The sequence below is a fragment of the Arthrobacter sp. 9V genome (assembly GCF_902506065.1).
Taxonomy (GTDB): domain Bacteria; phylum Actinomycetota; class Actinomycetes; order Actinomycetales; family Micrococcaceae; genus Arthrobacter.
Genome location: NZ_LR732912.1, coordinates 3,501,406 through 3,518,815, shown reverse-complemented (window position 1 = coordinate 3,518,815; position 17,410 = coordinate 3,501,406). Strand labels below are relative to the sequence as shown.

18 protein-coding genes are annotated in these 17,410 nt (G+C 63.3%); 8 read left to right on the top strand and 10 right to left on the bottom strand.

The genetic code is table 11. From position 1 onward, the window contains the following. Positions 1 to 85 precede the first annotated feature (85 nt). Positions 86 to 2,584, top strand: a complete 2,499-nt coding sequence (locus BACI9J_RS16125; protein ID WP_159735264.1) for a Tex-like N-terminal domain-containing protein — start codon at positions 86 to 88, stop codon at positions 2,582 to 2,584. A gap of 101 nt (positions 2,585 to 2,685) precedes the next feature. Here the strand turns inward: BACI9J_RS16125 and BACI9J_RS16120 are convergent, their stop codons facing one another. The 3 genes from BACI9J_RS16120 to BACI9J_RS16110 form a co-directional block, all read right to left on the bottom strand. Beyond that, entirely contained in the window at positions 2,686 to 3,735 is a 1,050-nt protein-coding gene (locus BACI9J_RS16120) for an alpha/beta hydrolase (RefSeq protein WP_159735263.1), read from the bottom strand. Continuing rightward, a complete protein-coding gene (locus tag BACI9J_RS16115) occupies positions 3,732 to 4,094 on the bottom strand; it encodes a DUF1622 domain-containing protein (RefSeq protein ID WP_159735262.1) in 363 nt (120 codons plus the stop codon). Before BACI9J_RS16115 ends, BACI9J_RS16120 begins: the two co-directional genes overlap by 4 nt. Before the next feature lie 152 nt (positions 4,095 to 4,246). After that, a complete protein-coding gene (locus BACI9J_RS16110; RefSeq protein WP_159735261.1) occupies positions 4,247 to 5,161 on the bottom strand; it encodes an MSMEG_6728 family protein in 915 nt (304 codons plus the stop codon). 83 nt (positions 5,162 to 5,244) lie between these two features. Between BACI9J_RS16110 and BACI9J_RS16105 the strand changes: the two genes are divergently transcribed. From BACI9J_RS16105 to BACI9J_RS16095, 3 genes are all read left to right on the top strand, one after another. Further along, positions 5,245 to 6,276, top strand: a complete 1,032-nt coding sequence (locus BACI9J_RS16105) for an adenosine deaminase (protein ID WP_159735260.1) — start codon at positions 5,245 to 5,247, stop codon at positions 6,274 to 6,276. A gap of 146 nt (positions 6,277 to 6,422) precedes the next feature. Beyond that, positions 6,423 to 7,367, top strand: coding sequence for a pullulanase X25 domain-containing protein (locus BACI9J_RS16100; protein ID WP_159735259.1), 945 nt, complete (start codon positions 6,423 to 6,425; stop codon positions 7,365 to 7,367). 94 nt (positions 7,368 to 7,461) lie between these two features. Beyond that, positions 7,462 to 7,746, top strand: coding sequence for an acylphosphatase (locus tag BACI9J_RS16095; RefSeq protein WP_159735258.1), 285 nt, complete (start codon positions 7,462 to 7,464; stop codon positions 7,744 to 7,746). A 14-nt stretch (positions 7,747 to 7,760) separates the two neighbouring features. On the opposite strand, the gene BACI9J_RS16090 is transcribed toward BACI9J_RS16095, so the two are convergent. Continuing rightward, entirely contained in the window at positions 7,761 to 8,153 is a 393-nt protein-coding gene (locus BACI9J_RS16090; protein WP_159735257.1) for a type II toxin-antitoxin system VapC family toxin, read from the bottom strand. Further along, positions 8,150 to 8,416: a type II toxin-antitoxin system Phd/YefM family antitoxin gene (locus BACI9J_RS16085; RefSeq protein ID WP_159735256.1), complete on the bottom strand. Its 267-nt coding sequence runs from the start codon at positions 8,414 to 8,416 to the stop codon at positions 8,150 to 8,152. Before BACI9J_RS16085 ends, BACI9J_RS16090 begins: the two co-directional genes overlap by 4 nt. Positions 8,417 to 8,501: 85 nt before the next feature. On the opposite strand from BACI9J_RS16085, the gene BACI9J_RS16080 reads away from it, so the two are divergent. Continuing rightward, complete coding sequence (locus tag BACI9J_RS16080; protein WP_159735255.1) at positions 8,502 to 9,098, top strand: TetR/AcrR family transcriptional regulator; 597 nt, start codon at positions 8,502 to 8,504, stop codon at positions 9,096 to 9,098. Next, positions 9,095 to 10,156 (top strand): SDR family oxidoreductase, encoded by a 1,062-nt coding sequence (locus BACI9J_RS16075; RefSeq protein ID WP_159735254.1) that lies wholly within the window; start codon positions 9,095 to 9,097, stop codon positions 10,154 to 10,156. The genes BACI9J_RS16080 and BACI9J_RS16075 overlap by 4 nt, the downstream gene beginning before the upstream one ends. Here BACI9J_RS16075 and BACI9J_RS16070 read toward each other — a convergent pair. Continuing rightward, positions 10,102 to 11,010, bottom strand: a complete 909-nt coding sequence (locus BACI9J_RS16070; protein ID WP_159735253.1) for a ribokinase — start codon at positions 11,008 to 11,010, stop codon at positions 10,102 to 10,104. The genes BACI9J_RS16075 and BACI9J_RS16070 overlap by 55 nt on opposite strands. 35 nt (positions 11,011 to 11,045) lie before the next feature. Next, on the bottom strand, positions 11,046 to 11,819 hold the full coding sequence (locus BACI9J_RS16065; RefSeq protein WP_159735252.1) for a GntR family transcriptional regulator: 774 nt from the start codon (positions 11,817 to 11,819) through the stop codon (positions 11,046 to 11,048). A gap of 135 nt (positions 11,820 to 11,954) precedes the next feature. On the opposite strand from BACI9J_RS16065, the gene BACI9J_RS16060 reads away from it, so the two are divergent. Together BACI9J_RS16060 and BACI9J_RS16055 are read left to right on the top strand one after the other, a co-directional pair. Further along, positions 11,955 to 13,415, top strand: a complete 1,461-nt coding sequence (locus tag BACI9J_RS16060) for an MFS transporter (protein ID WP_159735251.1) — start codon at positions 11,955 to 11,957, stop codon at positions 13,413 to 13,415. 82 nt (positions 13,416 to 13,497) lie between these two features. Beyond that, the gene (locus BACI9J_RS16055; protein ID WP_159735250.1) at positions 13,498 to 14,490 is read left to right on the top strand and encodes a nucleoside hydrolase; all 993 of its coding nucleotides are present in this window, start codon (positions 13,498 to 13,500) and stop codon (positions 14,488 to 14,490) included. 85 nt (positions 14,491 to 14,575) lie between these two features. Here BACI9J_RS16055 and BACI9J_RS16050 read toward each other — a convergent pair whose 3' ends face one another. The 3 genes from BACI9J_RS16050 to BACI9J_RS24430 all read right to left on the bottom strand — a co-directional run. Further along, on the bottom strand, positions 14,576 to 15,328 hold the full coding sequence (locus BACI9J_RS16050) for an ArsR/SmtB family transcription factor (protein WP_159735249.1): 753 nt from the start codon (positions 15,326 to 15,328) through the stop codon (positions 14,576 to 14,578). Between the two features lie 86 nt (positions 15,329 to 15,414). After that, entirely contained in the window at positions 15,415 to 16,806 is a 1,392-nt protein-coding gene (locus BACI9J_RS16045) for an amidohydrolase family protein (RefSeq protein ID WP_236558729.1), read from the bottom strand. A 332-nt stretch (positions 16,807 to 17,138) separates the two neighbouring features. Then, a partial coding sequence (locus BACI9J_RS24430) for a hypothetical protein (RefSeq protein WP_236558728.1) occupies positions 17,139 to 17,410 on the bottom strand: 272 nt, incomplete at its 5' end.

Sequence of the window (17,410 nt, the reverse complement as noted above, 5' to 3'; positions counted from 1 at the left end):
CCTCGCGGCCGCACAAACACAACGTCCCGGATAGGCCTTGGGGCTGCCTGTCTCGGAAACTGTCGGTCAGGTGAGGCAAACTGTCATGGTGACTTCAAATCTCCAACACCAGTCAGCCGACTCTGCCATCCATGCCCAGATCGCCGAAGAACTCGGCGTCAAAACCTGGCAAGTCAAAGCCGCCGTGGAACTGCTCGACGCCGGATCCACCGTCCCCTTCATCGCCCGCTACCGTAAGGAAGTCACCGGGACGCTCGATGACACCCAACTCCGCGACCTTGAAGAACGCCTCAGATACCTGCGTGAGCTGGAGGAACGACGCAAAGCCGTCCTGGAGGCGATTGCCGCGCAAGGCAAGCTGACCCCTGAACTGGAAGCCGCCGTCGTCGGCGCAGATACCAAGGCCCGCCTGGAGGACATCTACCTCCCCTTCAAATCCAAGCGCCGCACCAAGGCCCAGATTGCCCGCGAAGCCGGACTGGAGCCGCTGGCCGACGTCCTGCTGGCCAACCCGCAACTGGACCCCGCCGCCGAAGCCGCCAAGTACCTGAACGCCGAGCACTCCATAGATGACGCCGCCACGGCGCTCGCCGGGGCCCGCGCCATCCTGGTGGAGCGCGTCGGGCAGGACGCGGATCTTGCCGAAGACCTCCGCGAACGCCTGTGGAAGCAGGGACGCATGGTGTCGCGCGTCAAGAAGGGCATGGAGGCCGAGGGCCAGAAATTCAAGGACTACTTCGAGTTCACCCAGGTGCCCTCCGGCATGCCGTCGCACCGCGTGCTCGCATTGCTGCGCGGCGAAAAGGACGGCGTCCTTGAGCTCGATCTCGCCGAAGCGGACCCGGCCGACGACGACGCCCTGGTCGCCGCCCGCGGCAAGTACGAAAACGCTGTGGCCAGGTGCCTCGGGGTCGCCAATCAGGGCAGGCCCGCCGATGCCTGGCTGACGCAAACCGCGCAGCTCGCTTGGCGTGGACGCATTCTTGACCGGCTGACCACGGACCTTCGCGGCCGCATGTTCGCCGATGCCGAGGATGAAGCTGTTCGGGTCTTCGCCGCCAACCTGCGCGACGTCCTCCTTGCCGCACCTGCGGGCAACCGGGCCACTCTTGGGCTCGACCCCGGACTGCGGACGGGCGTCAAGGTGGCTGTGGTGGACGGTACGGGCAAGGTTGTCACCACGGACACCATTTACCCGCACGCACCCGCGAAGAAGTGGGACGAGGCCCTGGCTACCCTGGGACGGCTCGCCAAGCAGTACAACGTGGAGTTGGTGGCGATCGGAAATGGCACAGCCTCCCGTGAAACGGACAAGCTGGCCAACGAACTCATCAAATCCCTGGAAGCCGCAGGGTCCAAGGGCATCCAGAAACTGGTGGTTTCCGAGGCTGGGGCGTCCGTGTACTCAGCCTCTGCTTTGGCCGCGTCCGAGCTTCCGGGCATGGACGTCTCACTGCGGGGTGCTGTGTCCATTGCGCGCCGACTCCAGGATCCCCTCGCCGAGTTGGTGAAAATCGAGCCCAAGTCCATCGGCGTAGGTCAGTACCAGCACGACGTCACTGCCGCGAAGCTGGACCGTTCACTGGATGCCGTGGTGGAGGACTGCGTGAACGCCGTGGGTGTGGACGTGAACACAGCGTCGCCGGCCCTGCTCAGCCGCGTGGCCGGCGTCGGGCCTCTGCTGAGTGAGAACATCGTGGCGTACCGGAACGAGAATGGGCCGTTCGCGAAGCGCAGCGACCTCAAGAAAGTTCCACGGCTGGGAGCGAAGGCGTTCGAGCAGTGCGCAGGCTTCCTCAGGATCACCGGAGGAGCGGAGCCATTGGATGCCTCCAGCGTGCACCCGGAAGCATATTCGGTGGCCCGGAAAATTCTGGTAGCAGCCGGGGGAGGTCCCGCCACGGCGTTGGATCCGCAGGCATTCGTGGACGGCACGTTCGGCCTGCCCACGGTCAAGGACATCATGTCCGAGCTGGAGAAGCCCGGACGTGACCCCCGCCCAGCGTTCAAGGCTGCCTCCTTCTCTGAAGGCATCGAGAAAATCTCCGACCTCAAGCCCGGCATGATCCTGGAAGGTACCGTCACCAACGTGGCCGCGTTCGGAGCGTTCGTGGACGTTGGGGTGCACCAGGACGGCCTGGTCCATGTGTCGGCGCTGTCCAACAAGTTCGTCTCGGACCCGCGCGAAATCGTGAAGTCCGGCCAAGTGGTCCGAGTCAAGGTGCTGGAGGCCGATCCCGAGCGCAAGCGCATCTCTCTCACCTTGAGGCTCGACGATGAACCCGGCACTGCCGGCGGACGCACTGTCGGCGGACGCACTGCCGGCGGACGCACCTCGGGTGGGCGTGCTTCGGGCGGGCAGGGTGCCGGCGAACGTGCCGGTGGTCCCCAGGGCCAGCAGGGTCAGCGGGGCGGCGGCCAGCCCGGACAGCGTTCAGGCCAACCGGGGCAGAGCTCATCGAGGCAGGGCCCGGACGATCGTCGCCAGGGCAACCCCCGCCAAGGCAAACCCCAGCAATCCCCGGCCGCTCCTGCCAACACAGCCATGGCCGAAGCCCTGCGCCGGGCCGGACTGGGGAAGTAGACCCCGCCGCTCGGGCTCCCGGATCCCGCTCTTGTTTGTGTGGCTTCCCGTTCTACGGTGAGCTGGACGCACGAGGGCGGGTTCTGTCCGGGGTTGGTGGGTTACAAACCCGCGGTCCTGGCTTCCCACACTTCTGCATCCGAAGGTTGGAGTGCCGTGGGAAGCCAGCGTCCGATGCGGGCGAAGGCCTCACGCCGGACGGGCTCCGGTGAGAGGAAGATGTCGTGGAATGCGTTGGGCAGCCGGCTCACCGTGACGGTGTCCGCGAGGGACAGGGAGCGGTGGGCCACGGCGTCCACATTGAGTGCGACGTCGGCGGTGAGAGCATCGGCCGACCATTTCGGTTGGAGATAGCTCTTGTCCGAGAGCAATACGAGCACCGGAACGTCGATGCCCAAGCCGGCCGCTACGGTGGCCTGGCCGCGGAACACGGCATCAAGGAATGCTGGTGTGATGGGGAACCCTCGGTCAGGACGCCACTGGAGGTTATAGTCCCATTCCCCGTCGAGGGTGGCGGATACAGCCCGGGTGTAAATGCCCGGATCCACGGGCGGCAACGGCGTCAAGGGATGGAGCTTGGCGCGGAGTCCCACCAACGGGGCGATGGCGCGTCTGCCGAGCTCGGTGGCCTGAAATTCCAGCCACGGACTGTTGAGGATCAACGCCGAAGCCAGGCCAGGGTGACGCGCGGCCCACAGGCTGAGGGTGAGCCCTCCGGTGGAGTGGCCTAAAAGAATGAGCGGCCGATCCTGGCCCGAATCACCTGAGCGGCCCATTGCTGCCAGCGCCGCTTCAATGTCGGGGTCGTAGTCGGCAAGGTTGGTGACGAACCCCGGCACCATTCCCGGGCTCAAGTTGCGGCCGTAGTTATGCAGGTCCAAGGCGTAGAAACGCGCGCCTGCCCGGTGCCAGAACTCGGCAACATGCTTTTGGAAGAAGTAGTCGGACCATCCGTGGACGTATAAAACGTCGGCATCGATTCGAGTGGGACCGGGAAACTCGTCGTTGTCAGCAGCCCCGCCCACGGTCCTAAGCCACTCCGAGCGGGCGCCGAGGTACCGAACCAAGGTGGCGTTAGCACCGCCGTCGAGCTTTAACGTTTGTTGCTCGAAACCGTCGCCGAGAATGTCCGGAGCCCACGGCCCCGTCACGAGGTCTTTTCCTTCTGCCAGGGCCACCGCCCGGTGATTTCCAGCTCCAGCGAGAAGCTGAGGAACGTGCGGATCAGCACGATGATGGCCAGGACTCCGACGCTTTCAAAGGTGGGAGTGACGGCGACGGTTCTGATGATGTCGGCCGCCACCAGCAGTTCCAGGCCAAGGAGGATGGACCTGCCCAATAGTTGCCGGTATGCGCGGTAGGGGGAGAACGGTTCCAAGCCGCTGGCACGTTTGGGCTGGTAGCCGCGCAGCGCGAGCGGAATGGAGACCACGGCGCCGATCACCATCACCGCCACCCCGGCGAAGTCCATGTACCGGCCAACTGCTTCGATGATGTGCTGGAAATCCATGGTCCTCCATGCCTGGGTGCGTGACTCCACCGTCTCACAGAGCCATCGCGGTACGCAGCAGCCGCCGTCGAATCCTCGCCTTGTTCGCGTGCCGGCGCGTACAACGGTGTGCCGGCCGAACAAGGGCCGGGTTCAGCTACTGCGCGGGCTTGCTACGAAGCAGGTGCGGGGACCGGGAAGAAGACCCGGGGATCCTGAAGCAGTGCGGGGTAGTCGAAGTCGGTGCGCTTGATCACGTTGGTGACCTCGAAGTTCCGGGCAAAGCGGCCATCAACAGTGATGGGGCGGCCGTGAATGAGGCCGACGGCGAACGTCTGCCCGCCGTCGAACGGCACGGCGAGTTCGGTCTTGCCGGGCAGGGTGTTGAATGCCTGTTCCTGGGCTTGGCGCTTTCGGGTGGGCTTCTTTTCCTGCTGCTTGACTGGCCGCTTCTTGGGACCGCCCACCTTGCGCCGGGACTTTTCTTCGGCGTATACGAACTGGTACTCGTCGGGATCAGTGGGTGCGGCGGCACGGGCTTTGCCGTGCGGGGGCATGGCCACCGTGGTGAGTTGCTCCGGGGTGAGTTCCTCAACGTTGGCGCGCAGGATCCACAGGCTGTCCTCTTCCGGGTCTTCCGGGTGGAACTCGTGCTTGGGTTCCGGCCACACGTACTCGAGCTTGTCCTCGGTCCCGGGGAAGAGCTGGGCGTAGTGCTTGGGGTCCTTGGAGATCAGCTTGGAGCGGTGGCTCAGGTGCAGGTCCTCGTGTCCGAGCCACGGCGGCATGATGATCCTGGAAGCGTAATCCGGGTGGGCCGCCTGCGGTGCGAACTCCGTGATGTTGGTGCGGGTGTTGTCCGGGTGCCCGCGCCTGATCCATTCGTCGGCCATGGCCAGACCGTACATGGTGAGGGCGGGGACGTGGCCCATCCACATGCGCACGGCGGGGTGGGACTGCCAACCGTACTCCGGGATCACCAATGCGCGGAGTACCTGGAGGGCTTCGACGCGCTGTTTGCCGAGCCTTGAAGTGTCGAGCGCCGCGGCACTCTCACGGAAATCGGCGAAAGGGAGGAAAGTCTGCATCCTTTCAGTTTGAGGGTGCCGGGCGTCAGAACCAAGTTGAGTGCTCCGGGACACGTGCAGGCGTTGGGGCCTAGAGTTGCAGGGTGGAAACTTTTGGCGAGAAAACTACTGCCCCGGCGCCTCCGGTTGCCGAACTGCACCTGCACATTGAAGGGACTCTCCAGCCAGAGCTGATCTTTGCCCTGGCCGAACGCAACGGCATTGATCTGCCGTACCAAGACATTGAGGAACTCCGGGAAAAGTACGAATTTACTGACCTGCAGTCTTTCCTGGACCTCTACTACGCAAATATGGCGGTCCTGCAAACCGAGCAGGACTTCACCGATATGACCCGCGCCTACCTGAAGCGTGCTGCAGCCGGTGGAGTGCGTCATGCGGAGATCATGATGGATCCCCAGGCGCACACTTCCCGTGGCGTCGCGCTGGAAACCTGCGTCAACGGGGTGGCCAACGCCCTGGCTACCTCCGAGGAAGACTTCGGCGTGTCCACCCTCTTGATCGCAGCCTTCCTGCGCGACATGTCCGAGGATTCGGCGCTCGAGGTTCTGGACCAGCTCCTGGCCATGCACGCTCCGATTGCGGGCATCGGCTTGGATTCTGCAGAAGTGGGCAACCCGCCGTCGAAATTTGAGCGCCTGTACCAGCGCGCCGGCGAGGCGGGTTTGCGAAGGATCGCGCACGCGGGCGAGGAAGGACCGGCGTCCTACATCACGGAGGCATTGGATCTGCTTCATGTTGAACGGATCGATCACGGCATCCGGTGCATGGAGGACACGGACGTGGTGCAGCGGCTGGTTGCCGAACAGGTTCCCTTGACGGTCTGTCCCCTTTCCAACGTCAGGCTCCGCGCCGTGGACAAGCTGGCTGACCACCCTCTGCCGGAGATGCTGGCGATCGGCCTGAACGTTTGCGTGAACTCGGACGACCCCGCCTACTTTGGCGGCTACGTGGACGATAACTTCGAGCAACTGGTGAAGGTCCTGGAGTTCTCAGTTCCGGAGCAAGCCACCCTGGCAGCGAACTCCATCCGCTCCTCCTTCGCCAGCGACGCCCGCAAAGCGGTGCTGTTGGACGAGGTCACGGAGTGGGTCAAGACTTCCATCACACCTGCCTAAACACACAGCAGCCGAGACCCGCACATCACTTCCGGCGTCCGGCCTGTCACACTCAGTCACGACACACGGTGTTTACCTTCCGCAGTCGCGGGAATTAACAAATCATTGGCAAACTTTTATGGAGTATCCACCGTTGAAGGAGAAGCATGGGCGCGAATAACGCCGAAAACACCAACCTTCGTTTGAAGGCTGTACTGGACATCCTCGCGGAGAGCGTATGGTCCGGGGCAACGTTGAACGCCGGCGAGGTGCTGGCCGAAGCGATCGTCCGAGTACCTTTCAATGACCACGAGGCTGAGCTTCTCAGTGGCGGCATTCCCCGCGGCCACAAGACCCTCACCTCGGCTTCGGCCAAGCTGGTCAAGGCCGGCTGGCTCGTCAAGGGTCGTTCGGGCTGGACCATTCCGGAGGACGGCCTGCGTGCCACGGTTGCCTTCCCGGATGCAGAGGCTTTTGGGGCAGCGCTCGACGCCGGAACTCCGGTTCCTGCCGACGTCGCTGTTCCCACGGCCCCGCCGGTGAAGCCCCAGGCCAAGAAAGCGGCTGCGGCAAAGAAGACAACTGCGAGCAAGCGTGCTGCCTCGAAAACTGCTACTGAGCCTCAGGTTGCAGCTGCTGAAGTAGCGGAGCCGAAGGTAGCTGCCGCCAAGGTCTCCGCGCCGCGAGCCAAGGCTGCAACAGCAAAGGCTGCCTCTGCCACGGCTTCCTCTGCCGCGGCCGCCCCGGCTGCGAAGAAGACCACGCGGAAGGCACCGGCAAAAGCAGCGGTGACCTCCGCCGTCGAGACTTTGCCGCAGCCGGATGCCGTGGCGATTGCCGGTGACTTCAACAGGATCCTTGGCGCCCCCGAGGATTGGGCACCGCAGTATGACGAAGCCCAGATGGAGTTCAATCCCATCGTCCAGCTGTGGACGTTGACGGCTGAACTGCCTGCCGGTTTCTACACCTACAAGATCGCGCTGAACCGCTCATGGGATGAGAATTATGGTGCGTTCGGTGCCCGTGACGGCGCCAACCACGAGTTGAACCACGACGGCGGCCCGGTCACCATCACGTACAGTCACGCGACGCGGGATATCGTGATCGGCTAAGGTTTCTGCCGGCTCGAAACTTGCCCTTGTCCGCCTCACCTCCCGTTGTACGGGGAGCGGGACGGACAAGGGCAGGTTTAGTTAAGGTGGACCCATGACTGACGAAGCCCTTCGCCTCACAGCCCGCATCACCGGCATGGTCCAAGGCGTGGGATTCCGCTATTGGACAGCGCGCAAAGCGGACGAGCTCGGCCTGCGGGGAACGGTCCGCAACAGTATGGACGGTTTCGTGGAGTTGGTTGCCGAGGGATTGCGGCCAAACGTCGAGGACATGCAGGATTGGCTTCAGTCCTCGCGTGCCCCGGGCCGCGTAGAAAATGTTGACTTCCAGGTATCAGAGGCAACAGGGGAGTTCGGCGACTTCCGAATCATCGACTAGCGCCTAAGCCGCTGCTAAGCCCCGGGCGATGCGGTGGTTATCCCTGATTCGGTGGCGGCCAGAAGTAATTCCTGATCGTAAGCAACCATGCTATCGGTTTGCAGTCGAATGGCTGTTGCCAGATGAATGGCATCCGCACTTCTCAGCTGTCTCGGAAGTGCCGCCGCGTACATGAGGTCCGAGCGGGTTACATCCACAAGATTGATTCCGGCGAGTACGGCATTGATCGTTTCGAAAGGCATACTCCTGCGACGAGCTGCGCAGTGCAGTTCCGTGTAGAGGAGCATGGACGCGACCAGATGCCCTCCGGAGGCGGCCTTCTCTACCAGGTAGGCGGCAGCGGCCACTGATTCCCGTTCACTGGCCACCAACTTCATGGCGGCAGAAGTGTCGACGTAGACGATCACCGGTCGCCGCGAAGATCGGCCAAGATATCGGCTGTAGTCATGTCGCTGCTGATGCGGGGCAGGATGGTGAAGTCCACAGGAGATTCGCTGGCTGGCCGAACGCTACCGGCTTGTAGCAACCGCTCAAAGGGTGAAGCCGATGGTGGAATGAGGGTGGCCGCCACCTCGCCATTGTTGGTGACGTCTATGACTTCGCCATTCTTGACGCGTTCCAGAATTTTGCTGCTCTGGTTGCGCAGTTCCCGGTGCGGAATAGTTGTCATGATAAACCTCCGTAGCAATCGTAGCACTGTGCTCAACGGCTGGAGGAGTGGCAGAAAATATATAGACTGGTCTATTATTTCTTCCATGTCGTCTTATCCCAAAGGACTCGCAACCCGGCAGCGTTTGGTCGAATCCATGCTCGCCCTCATTCAGCTTCACGGTTATCACGGAACGGGGCTCAATACGGTGCTGGCCCGCTCGGGCGCTCCCAAAGGCTCGCTCTACTTCCATTTTCCTGAGGGGAAGACCGGCCTCGGTGTCGCAGCGGTGGGATTGGCCGGAGACCAATTCGGCCAACTGGTCAGCGAGGCCACCACGTCGGCCCCTTCGCCTGGAGACGTTGTGGACGCACTCATTGCCGAACTCAAAGACATGCTGGAAGCCAGCGAATACCAGGCAGGATGTCCCGTTTCATCCGTCGCCCTGGATGCAGGCTCTGAGAACGAGGAGCTGCGGAACGCATGCAGACGCGTATATGACGCGTGGGTTCAGGCAGTGTCCGGTTATCTGTCCACCCTCGGGCTTGAGGAGGGACGGGCGCTGCCCGTGGCGACGTCCATGATTTGCCTCGTGGAGGGGTCGCTTATTCTCTCCCGTGCCCACAAGTCCACCCAGCCCTTGGACTCAGCTGCCGCCACGCTCAAAACGCTACTGGCGGTTCACGGCGGAGCAGGAGCATGAGCGTCCGCCATGCCTTGGTGTTCGGAGCCACGGGTCACATCGGGCGGTGGCTCGTTCGGGAACTTTTGCACCAAGGGGTGACCGTCACAGTCGCGGTGCGCACCGAAGAATCCTTCCACCGGCTGGCTGACTGGCTGTCACGTCACGACGCCAACGGAACCCCAGTGCAGGCACTTGTGGACTTCAGCGCTGGTGACTTGCGCCTCGATCCGGCGTCGGACGTTTTCCGGTTCGTGACTGAAATTCACAACGTCGCAGGCGCCTTCGCCTTTGGCATGAATGCCGCAGATGCCTATTCCGCAAACGTGACCAGCGCCGAACGCGTGGTTCGTTTCGCGGCAGAATTGCCGGCGCTGACCAGGTTGGTGCATCTGTCCGGCTATCGGGTGGGCGGTCAGGATCCGGCCAAGGTGCCATGGGATGAATCCCGCCGTGCGGCGGAATACAAACGCCTGGGTGCTTATGAGGGATCCAAGGTGGAGTCCGATGCCGTCGTGCAGGCGGCCGCGCTGTCCATGGGCGTTCCCTTCACCATGGTCAATCCGGCCACGGTGATAGGAGATTCCGTCAACGGCGAGTCCAGTCAGTTGCTGGGCCTCGCCACCAGCGTCATGGACCTCTTCCATGGAAAACTGCCCGCACTGCCCGGGAATGACCGCACGTTCGTTCCTGTGGTCACGGCGGACTATTTGGCTGCATTCATGGCGCTGGTCCCCATCAGGCCCGAAGCGGAAAATGCCTCCTACTGGGTGCTGGACGACGCCACGCCGCCGTTGCCGGAGCTGCTGAGGATGCTCGGGAAGCACTTGAATGTCCGGGTGCCGTGGCTGAAGATACCCAGCGGTCTGCTGAAGAGGCTGCCACCTAAACTCACCGGCGCCGATCCGGAGACGTTGTCCTTCCTCTCGGAAGACCGCTATCCCACCATGGCTGCGCTCTCCTTGGCGGAGGCGCACGGGTTGCGCCATCCGCCCGTGGAGACTGCCTTGAGGCGATGGGCGGATTATTTGGTGGCGGCGGAACTCGCTGCATCAGTCGAACGGGTCGCCTCGATGTAGTGCTCCAACGACTTCAAGGCAGGCTGCGAGGAGGCGTCACGGACGGCGTCGGCCCCCACGGCGTTTGCCGCAGCCAAGGCATGTGAATACTCCAGCCCGGACCTGAGTGCCAGGACAAGGGCAGCGCAGAAAGCATCCCCGGCGCCGATGGTGTTGGCAATATCGGTGACCCGCACGGCTGGGGCCTCGGCTACCTTTTCGCCGTCGACGAAGATCGCCGAGCCCTCGCCGCCGTACGTCACAGCAACCAAGGGAGCATTGCGGAGGGCCGGGATCAGTTGGTACTCCGTCTCGTTCACGATCACCAGATCGCAGCGCTCCAGCAGTTCGGGGATGATCGGCATGGCAGGGGCAGCGTTCAACGCGAAGAATCCCTTGGCTCGGCGTGCGGCTTCCAACACGACTTCCTGGTCCACTTCCAGCTGGCAGAGCAGGGCCTCGTCGTCGCTGAAGGAGAGACGCTCCACGCTCACGGAAGCGTTGGCTCCCGGGCACACCATGATCTGGTTTTCGCCCTGGCCGTCTACCAATACCAGCGCGGTTCCAGTAGCGGAGTCCACCCGGGCAACGTCACTGACCTCGACGCCGGCCGCTGCCATCGCGCTGAGCAGGTTCTGTCCGGCGTCGTCCTGGCCCACGGCCCCCACCATGCGGGACCCACCCGAAAGCCGGGCTGCGGCAACGGCCTGGTTGGCCCCTTTGCCGCCGGGCTGCTGGCGGAGGACGCCTCCGCCCACGGTTTCACCGGGGGAGGGGAGGCGGCTGGCTGTAGCCGTGATGTCGAGGTTGATGCTGCCCACCACTGTGAGGGTGGGGGAGAAAGTGGGCGCAGGGGACTGCAGCGACGTGCTCATGGGAAGTCCTTTTCGGGAGGCTGGCTGGGGGGATTTCAGGAGGACTGGATGACGGAAAGATGCCCGGCTTTGGCGGCCACCAGGCATTTGGCGAGATAGAACGGGGCGCCGCTCCGGCGAACGTACTGGGTGAGGACCAGCACGGGATCGGAAGGGCGGAGCCCCAGCAACTTTGCACGGCTGGGACCTGCGGTGCTGAGGCTGATCTGGCATTCACCGGGTCCGAGGGCCTTCCCTGGCAGCCCGCTCAGAACTTCCAGAAGTGTTGAGGCGGGAAGTGTGGGAGCCTGGGCAGCTTCGGCCAAGGCCTCGGCTTCCGGGATTCCCTGGGCGACGTTCTCTTGGAGGTGTGCCACGGGCTCGCCGTTCCGGATCAGCACGCTTTCCCAGAACCACACATCCTCATCGGGCTGGACGCCAATGCCGGGCGCCACGAATTCGGACGCCGGCTGCTTGATCGCCGCTACCCGTTTGACCTGGATGTCCTGGTCGGGTCCGCCCAGAAGTTGGTCGAACGGGCGTATGTGTTCAATACCGATCCGTGGCAGGGAGTCGGCAACAAAGCGGCCAACTCCGCGGCGTGCCCTGGTGAGGCCGTCTTCTTCGAGCAACATCAGCGCTTCCCGGATTACGGTACGGCTGACGTCCATCATGCTGCCCAGTTCAGTCTCCGTGGGGAGCAGGGAACCTGGCGGCAGGACCTTGGTCCGGATTGCTTCGGCGATGCGGGAGTAGGCCGCGACGCGCAGTGGCTGCCCGGGCTGGGCCGCGATGGGTCGTGACAGGAACTGGACGGCGTTGTCGGTCAAGGGTGCCTCACTTGAGATGGGTTACGGACACTGTACCGGATGACTGTGATAGGTTGCACAAGCTCGTAATACATGCTTGTATAACAACTCACATCTCGTGGCGCCGCCCCGCGCCCTCGGACAAAGGAGTTTGATGTGAACATCCCCGCCGCCACAGGCATGCAAGCCGCAGACCCGCAGGCTGCAGACCCGCAGACAGCACAAGCGACCAGTGCAGCCACGGAAGAAGGTCGCTTCCAAGGCAAGGCCGCTGCGCTGCTGATCAGCACCTTGGTGCTGGCAGTATTGGCCTTCCAGCTCAACGCCAGCATGATCACCCCGGCACTGCCACACATTGGATCCTTCTTCGGTGAGTCACCCGAGGCCGTGGCTCAAGTGCAGTCCATGTTCTTCCTGGCCGGTGCCATCTCCGGACCCGTGATCGGCCGTTGGAGTGACTTCATCGGACGCCGTAACGCACTCCTTCTGGTGTTGGCCATCATGGGTGCGGGTACCGTGTTGTGCATTTTCGCGCCCACGCTGCCGTTGCTGGTCACCGGCCGCTTCATGCAGGGTGTCTCCAGCGCCATCTTTGCTCTCTCCTACATCGTCCTGAACGAATACCTGCCGGCCCGGCTCTTCGGCACCTCCATCGGCATCATCGCCGCCATCAACGGCGGAGTTGGCGGCGTGGACGGGTACTTCGGCGGACTCATGGCTGAGACCCTCGGCTTCCAGTCCATCTTCGTCGCCGTCCTGGTACTGGCCGCGATCGCCGTCGTGTGTGTCATCAAAGTGGTCCCTGCCGGAAAGTCCGCGGTTGCTCCGGGACGGATGGACTGGTGGGGCGCAGGATCACTGTCCGTGTTCCTGGTGTTCATCACCTACTTCGTTTCCACGGGTTCCTCGGCCGGCTGGACTTCGCCGGCAGCCCTCGGTTTGCTCGCCGGCAGCATCGCGTCCTTTACGGTCTTCTGGCTGATCGAAAAGAAGCGCGAAACCCCGCTGGTAGCAGTTCACCACCTCCGTTCACGCCAGGTGTGGCCCGTGATCGCCACCACTGTGCTGACGCTCGCGGGCATTTTCGCCATCATCAATTTCACGGTGGTTCTGTTGAGCCAGGACAAGGAGAGCGGCTTCGGACTGACTGCCTCGGTGGCTGCCCTGCTGTTCCTCACCCCTGCAGCACTCATTGGTGTGTTCGCCGCCCCGCTCGCAGGATGGATTGCCGACCGCCGCGGCTGGATCAAGACCGTCCGGGTTGGCACGGCAACCAGTCTGGCCTGCGCGATCGCCGCAGCACTCTTCGCTCACAACCAGATTGCGGTCATCATCGCCATCGCCGCGTTGGGCATCTTCTACAACGGCTTCTTCCTCACCGCCATCAACGGACTGTCCGTGCTGCTCTCGCCCAAGGAAGCACCGGCCGCGTTGCCGGGCATCAACGGTGCCTCCTTCGGCATCGGGGCGAGTCTCGGCGTCGTGGTTGTTGCGCCCTTCGCAGGTCTGGGTACCGCGGCAGGATACTCTGCAGCCCTGTGGATTTCGGTTTCCATCACTGCACTTGCGTTCATCGTGAGCCTCTTCATCGCTGCCCCCAAGGGCGAAAAAATATAACGCACGACGCCGGCACGCGGCTTTCGCGTGCAGCTCACCACTGCTTCAATCTAGCTCGCAACACCTGAAACGAGAGACCATCATGACCCAGCCCGCCCCTTTCTTCCTTGACTGCGATACCGGAATCGACGACGCCCTCGCCCTGGCCTACCTCTTGGCTTCACCACGGGCGGACCTCGTGGGAATCGGCTCCGTGAGCGGCAATGTCAGTGCAGCCGGTGGTGCCCGGAACACGCTGGACCTCTTGAACCTGGCCGGCCACCCGGACATCCCCGTGGCTGTGGGCGCGCACGATCCGCAAGTGGGCACCTTCCACGGCGGCGCCCCGCACGTCCATGGGGACAACGGAATCGGCGGAGTGGACCTGGTTCGGTCTGAGCGCGAGCCCGTCCAAGCCACGGCCGCGGAACTGCTGGTTCAGTTGGCGCATCAATACGCGGGGGAGTTGCGGCTGGTGGCCATCGGCCCCCTGACCAACATCGCCGAAGCCCTGCGCTTGGAGCCAAAGCTGCCCGAGCTCATCGCCGAAGTCACCATCATGGGTGGGGCCGCCCTGGCACCGGGGAACATCACGGCCGTTGCCGAAGCCAACATCGCCAACGACCCCGAAGCCGCTGCCGAAGTTCTCGCAGCCAGCTGGAACGTGACCCTGGTGCCCTTGGATGTGACCATGACCAACGTCCTAGAAGAAAACCACCGCCAGGAACTCCTGGCCACGGAGCACCCCGTCTCACAGGCGCTGGGTGAAATGTTGGGCTACTACTTCGGGTTCTACGTTGATATTTTCGGGCGGGCTTGCTCGGCAATGCACGATCCCCTTGCCGCAGCAATTGCCGTCAGGGGAGTGGAACTCACCCTCGCGCCCACCGTCCGCGTGCAGGTGGACACCACGGACGGACCCGGCCGCGGCCAAACCGTGTGCGACCTCCGGGGCCAATACGCCGGATTCCCGGAACAGCGTGGTGCCCGGTGCCGAGTGGTGCTGGAAATCGGTGAGGACTTCGCGCCGCACCTGCTGGGCACCCTGCAGGCGGCGTGGCTTACTGAAGCTCAGGCCGCGGCGCCCGTCGCCTGACCCGCGGCAGACTGAGGCCTCGACGACGGCGGCGGCTGCGAGCCGTCGTCGTCGTCGTCCTCCTTTAAGCCGTGGTCCAGGGTGATTACGCGTACATGAGCGAGCCGGGCGTGGTGAGGGTTTCGCCGGTCTCGAGCCAGGTCTTGAGGCCCGAAAGGATCATGGGCCAACCGCCGTAGAGCTGATCGTTGGCACCTTCGCGAAGCTGATCGTGTGTGACGGTGAGGTGGCACGAGTCGCCCACCGGTTCGATTTCCCAGGTAATCCGCGACGTCCCCTCGGCCTTGACGTCCTCGCCCCAGAGCGCCCGCATGGTTTGGACGAGCCGGCGCGGGGGATCAACCTCAATGTTCTCGCCCTCGCCCAGCGGGGCGTCAGCCTTGGGGTTCCGCATCTCGAAGCGACTGCCCGGCGTCCAATCCGAGCTCAGCGTGTTCCCGAACTGGTACTTGCTGCGGATCTCACTGTTGGTGATGGCTTCCCACAGCCGTTCCGGGGTGGTCTTGATGTAAATTTCGAAGATCTTTTCCATGGGACTTTCCAATCTGGATTTGAGGTCGCTGAGGGCAGCGGCCCATGGTTCTGCGTATTTACTCACCCAGCGATCGTGGATGAGGCGGATGGGGACCGGGTTGAGGAAGTGCAGCTTTTCGCGCCCCCGACGCCGAGTGACCACCAGACCTGCATCTTCGAGCAGCTTGAGGTGCTTGGCGATGCCGAAACGGGTCATCTCGAACCGGGCTCCCAAGGCAGAGGCAGACTGACCGTCCTCGCGGAACAGCTCATCCAGCAGTTCCCTGCGGGTTGGATCTGCCAAGGCCTTGAACACTACGTCCATGGGCTCAGAATAGGTGACTGTTTGGTCACGTGTCAACGGTTTTCTGTGCGCTCTGTAGGGTCTGCTACCTCGGTGGGACGCCTGGGCTAGAGGTTGGTCCGCACCAGAGCACCTTGGGCGATCACTGTGCTGACCTTTTCCAGAGCCGAGCCGTCGGTCAGGGGATCCGAATCGACCACTACGACGTCAGCCATGGAACCTCGAACCAGGCGTCCAACATTTTCACCACGTCCCAGCAATCGCGCCGCATTCGTGGTGGCTGCCTGCAATGCTTCCAGCGGTGTCAGTCCGGCTTCCGCGAGCAAACGAGCTTCCGTGCCGATGGGGGTCACGTCCGTTCCGAAAGAGTCGGTGCCGGCCACAATGGTGACCCCGGCGTCCTTGGCTGCGCGCACTGCTGCTTGGAGGATGGGTGTGTACTCCGTTCCGCGTGCGGCCAGGACCGGATTGGAGGAACGGGCCATGCTGGTGATGGCATCCATGGTGGGTGTAAAGAACGTGCCGCGCCGGGCCATCTCCTGGATGGTCTTTTCGGTCATGAAGACACCGTGCTCGATGCTGCGTACCCCGGCACGGACTGCGCCGTCGATTCCCTCGGCGCTGTAGGCGTGGCAGAGAACCCCGGCTCCCTTGGCTGCCTTGACGATCGCTCCGATCTGGTCCACGTTGTACACCAACTCGCGGGGATCTTGTTCGGGAATGCCCGCCCGCGGGTTTGCCCGGGTCTTGATGACTTCGGCACCGCGCTTGAGGTTGATCCGGGTCAGGTATGCGAGGTCCTGTGGTTCTTGGACGCCGCCGCTGAGTGTGGCCAGAGGCGCCAAATCCGGATCGGCCAGGAGCGAGTCCCCCTGATCCGGTGAGATGAACAGGCCGGCCGGGGTCATCCGGGGCGAGAGTCCGGGAGCCCATGACGGCAGGGCGGCCAAGGCAATGTCTTGGTAGAAAGTGCTCGAGCCGCTGCGTACGCTGGTTGCTCCGCCTTGCAGGAGGGCGCGGGCATCGGCCAGCGCATTGGCGTGGACATGGGCATCGACGAGTCCGGGAAGGACCCATTTACCCGCGGCGTTAAGTCTGCGAGCACGGTTTGCGACGGCGGCAACAGCCTTGCGCGTCTCGTCCCGTGTGCCGACGGCGGCGACCTTGCCTCCGTCCATCACCACCACTCCGTCCGCCACAGCATCGCCGGTTTTCGGGTCAACCACTGTGCCGCCCTCCACAATGAGCGCCTGGGTGGTCAGCGGACGGCCCGGGTAGTTGGGACCCGACGGCGTGTTGTCCGCAAGGGCGGCTGGTGCTGATGCCAACTGTGCAGCGATACCGGCCACGGATATCCCGGCTAGAGCTGCAGCTCCGGCGAGGATGCCGCGTCGGGGCAATTCGCCTTGGGGTTTGGGTGCTGAGGTGTGATCGTGAAGGCACATCGTGGACTCCTGGGGAATGAGCTGCTTGGCCGCGACTAGGCTGGGGCCAAGCATTTGGTATTCCAGAATGCCCCAAGGGCTTTGTATGATGCAAGCATTATCCGACACTTGGTAGAGATAAGCGCGCGTTTGGTATGCCAGTGTCTCTTTGCGCTTCACCTTCCCGGCCAATGATTACCGGATTGTCGCTGTCAGGCGAGGTGCGCAGCGCAGGTGTCATTTCATGTTGCATGTGTTGGTGTTGGTGTTGGTGTTGGTACGGCTGGGGAGGTTGCTGGAAAGTGGGCACGCGAACCATTCGTTCTTCCCTGCCGGTTGGGCTGGGCATCATCCATCCGCACCGCAGATGTCAAAAGTCGAACGTGGTACCACCGGGGCAGCGCGCATTAGTGCATGGGGGAGAAATGGCCGGTGCCAGCCCACCATGGCGGGGCATCGCGCATTTCGGCACGGGGGAGAAGCGGCCGGTGCCAGGGCGCCATGACGGGGCAGCGTCCGGCATCATCGCCCCCTGCCCCTGCCACAGCCTCTGCAGCGCCCACCCCTTTTTTGGCGTGTTTGTGTTGTGCGTGTTTATGTTCGTTGGGGTGTTTGGTGGTGGTTGCGGCGGGGTGTTTGGTGGGGGTCGATGTGGGGTGGGGGGATGAACCAGGGGACG

Coding starts and splice junctions, on each gene's coding strand:
- BACI9J_RS16075 (WP_159735254.1), top strand. CDS start 9,095: ATGAGCGTCCGCCATGCCTTGGTGTTCGGAGCCACGGGTCACATCGGG.
- BACI9J_RS16110 (WP_159735261.1), bottom strand. CDS start 5,161: ATGCAGACTTTCCTCCCTTTCGCCGATTTCCGTGAGAGTGCCGCGGCG.
- BACI9J_RS16050 (WP_159735249.1), bottom strand. CDS start 15,328: ATGGACGTAGTGTTCAAGGCCTTGGCAGATCCAACCCGCAGGGAACTG.
- BACI9J_RS16125 (WP_159735264.1), top strand. CDS start 86: ATGGTGACTTCAAATCTCCAACACCAGTCAGCCGACTCTGCCATCCAT.
- BACI9J_RS16055 (WP_159735250.1), top strand. CDS start 13,498: ATGACCCAGCCCGCCCCTTTCTTCCTTGACTGCGATACCGGAATCGAC.
- BACI9J_RS16095 (WP_159735258.1), top strand. CDS start 7,462: ATGACTGACGAAGCCCTTCGCCTCACAGCCCGCATCACCGGCATGGTC.
- BACI9J_RS16115 (WP_159735262.1), bottom strand. CDS start 4,094: ATGGATTTCCAGCACATCATCGAAGCAGTTGGCCGGTACATGGACTTC.
- BACI9J_RS16045 (WP_236558729.1), bottom strand. CDS start 16,806: ATGCTTGGCCCCAGCCTAGTCGCGGCCAAGCAGCTCATTCCCCAGGAG.
- BACI9J_RS16070 (WP_159735253.1), bottom strand. CDS start 11,010: ATGAGCACGTCGCTGCAGTCCCCTGCGCCCACTTTCTCCCCCACCCTC.
- BACI9J_RS16100 (WP_159735259.1), top strand. CDS start 6,423: ATGGGCGCGAATAACGCCGAAAACACCAACCTTCGTTTGAAGGCTGTA.
- BACI9J_RS16080 (WP_159735255.1), top strand. CDS start 8,502: ATGTCGTCTTATCCCAAAGGACTCGCAACCCGGCAGCGTTTGGTCGAA.
- BACI9J_RS16085 (WP_159735256.1), bottom strand. CDS start 8,416: ATGACAACTATTCCGCACCGGGAACTGCGCAACCAGAGCAGCAAAATT.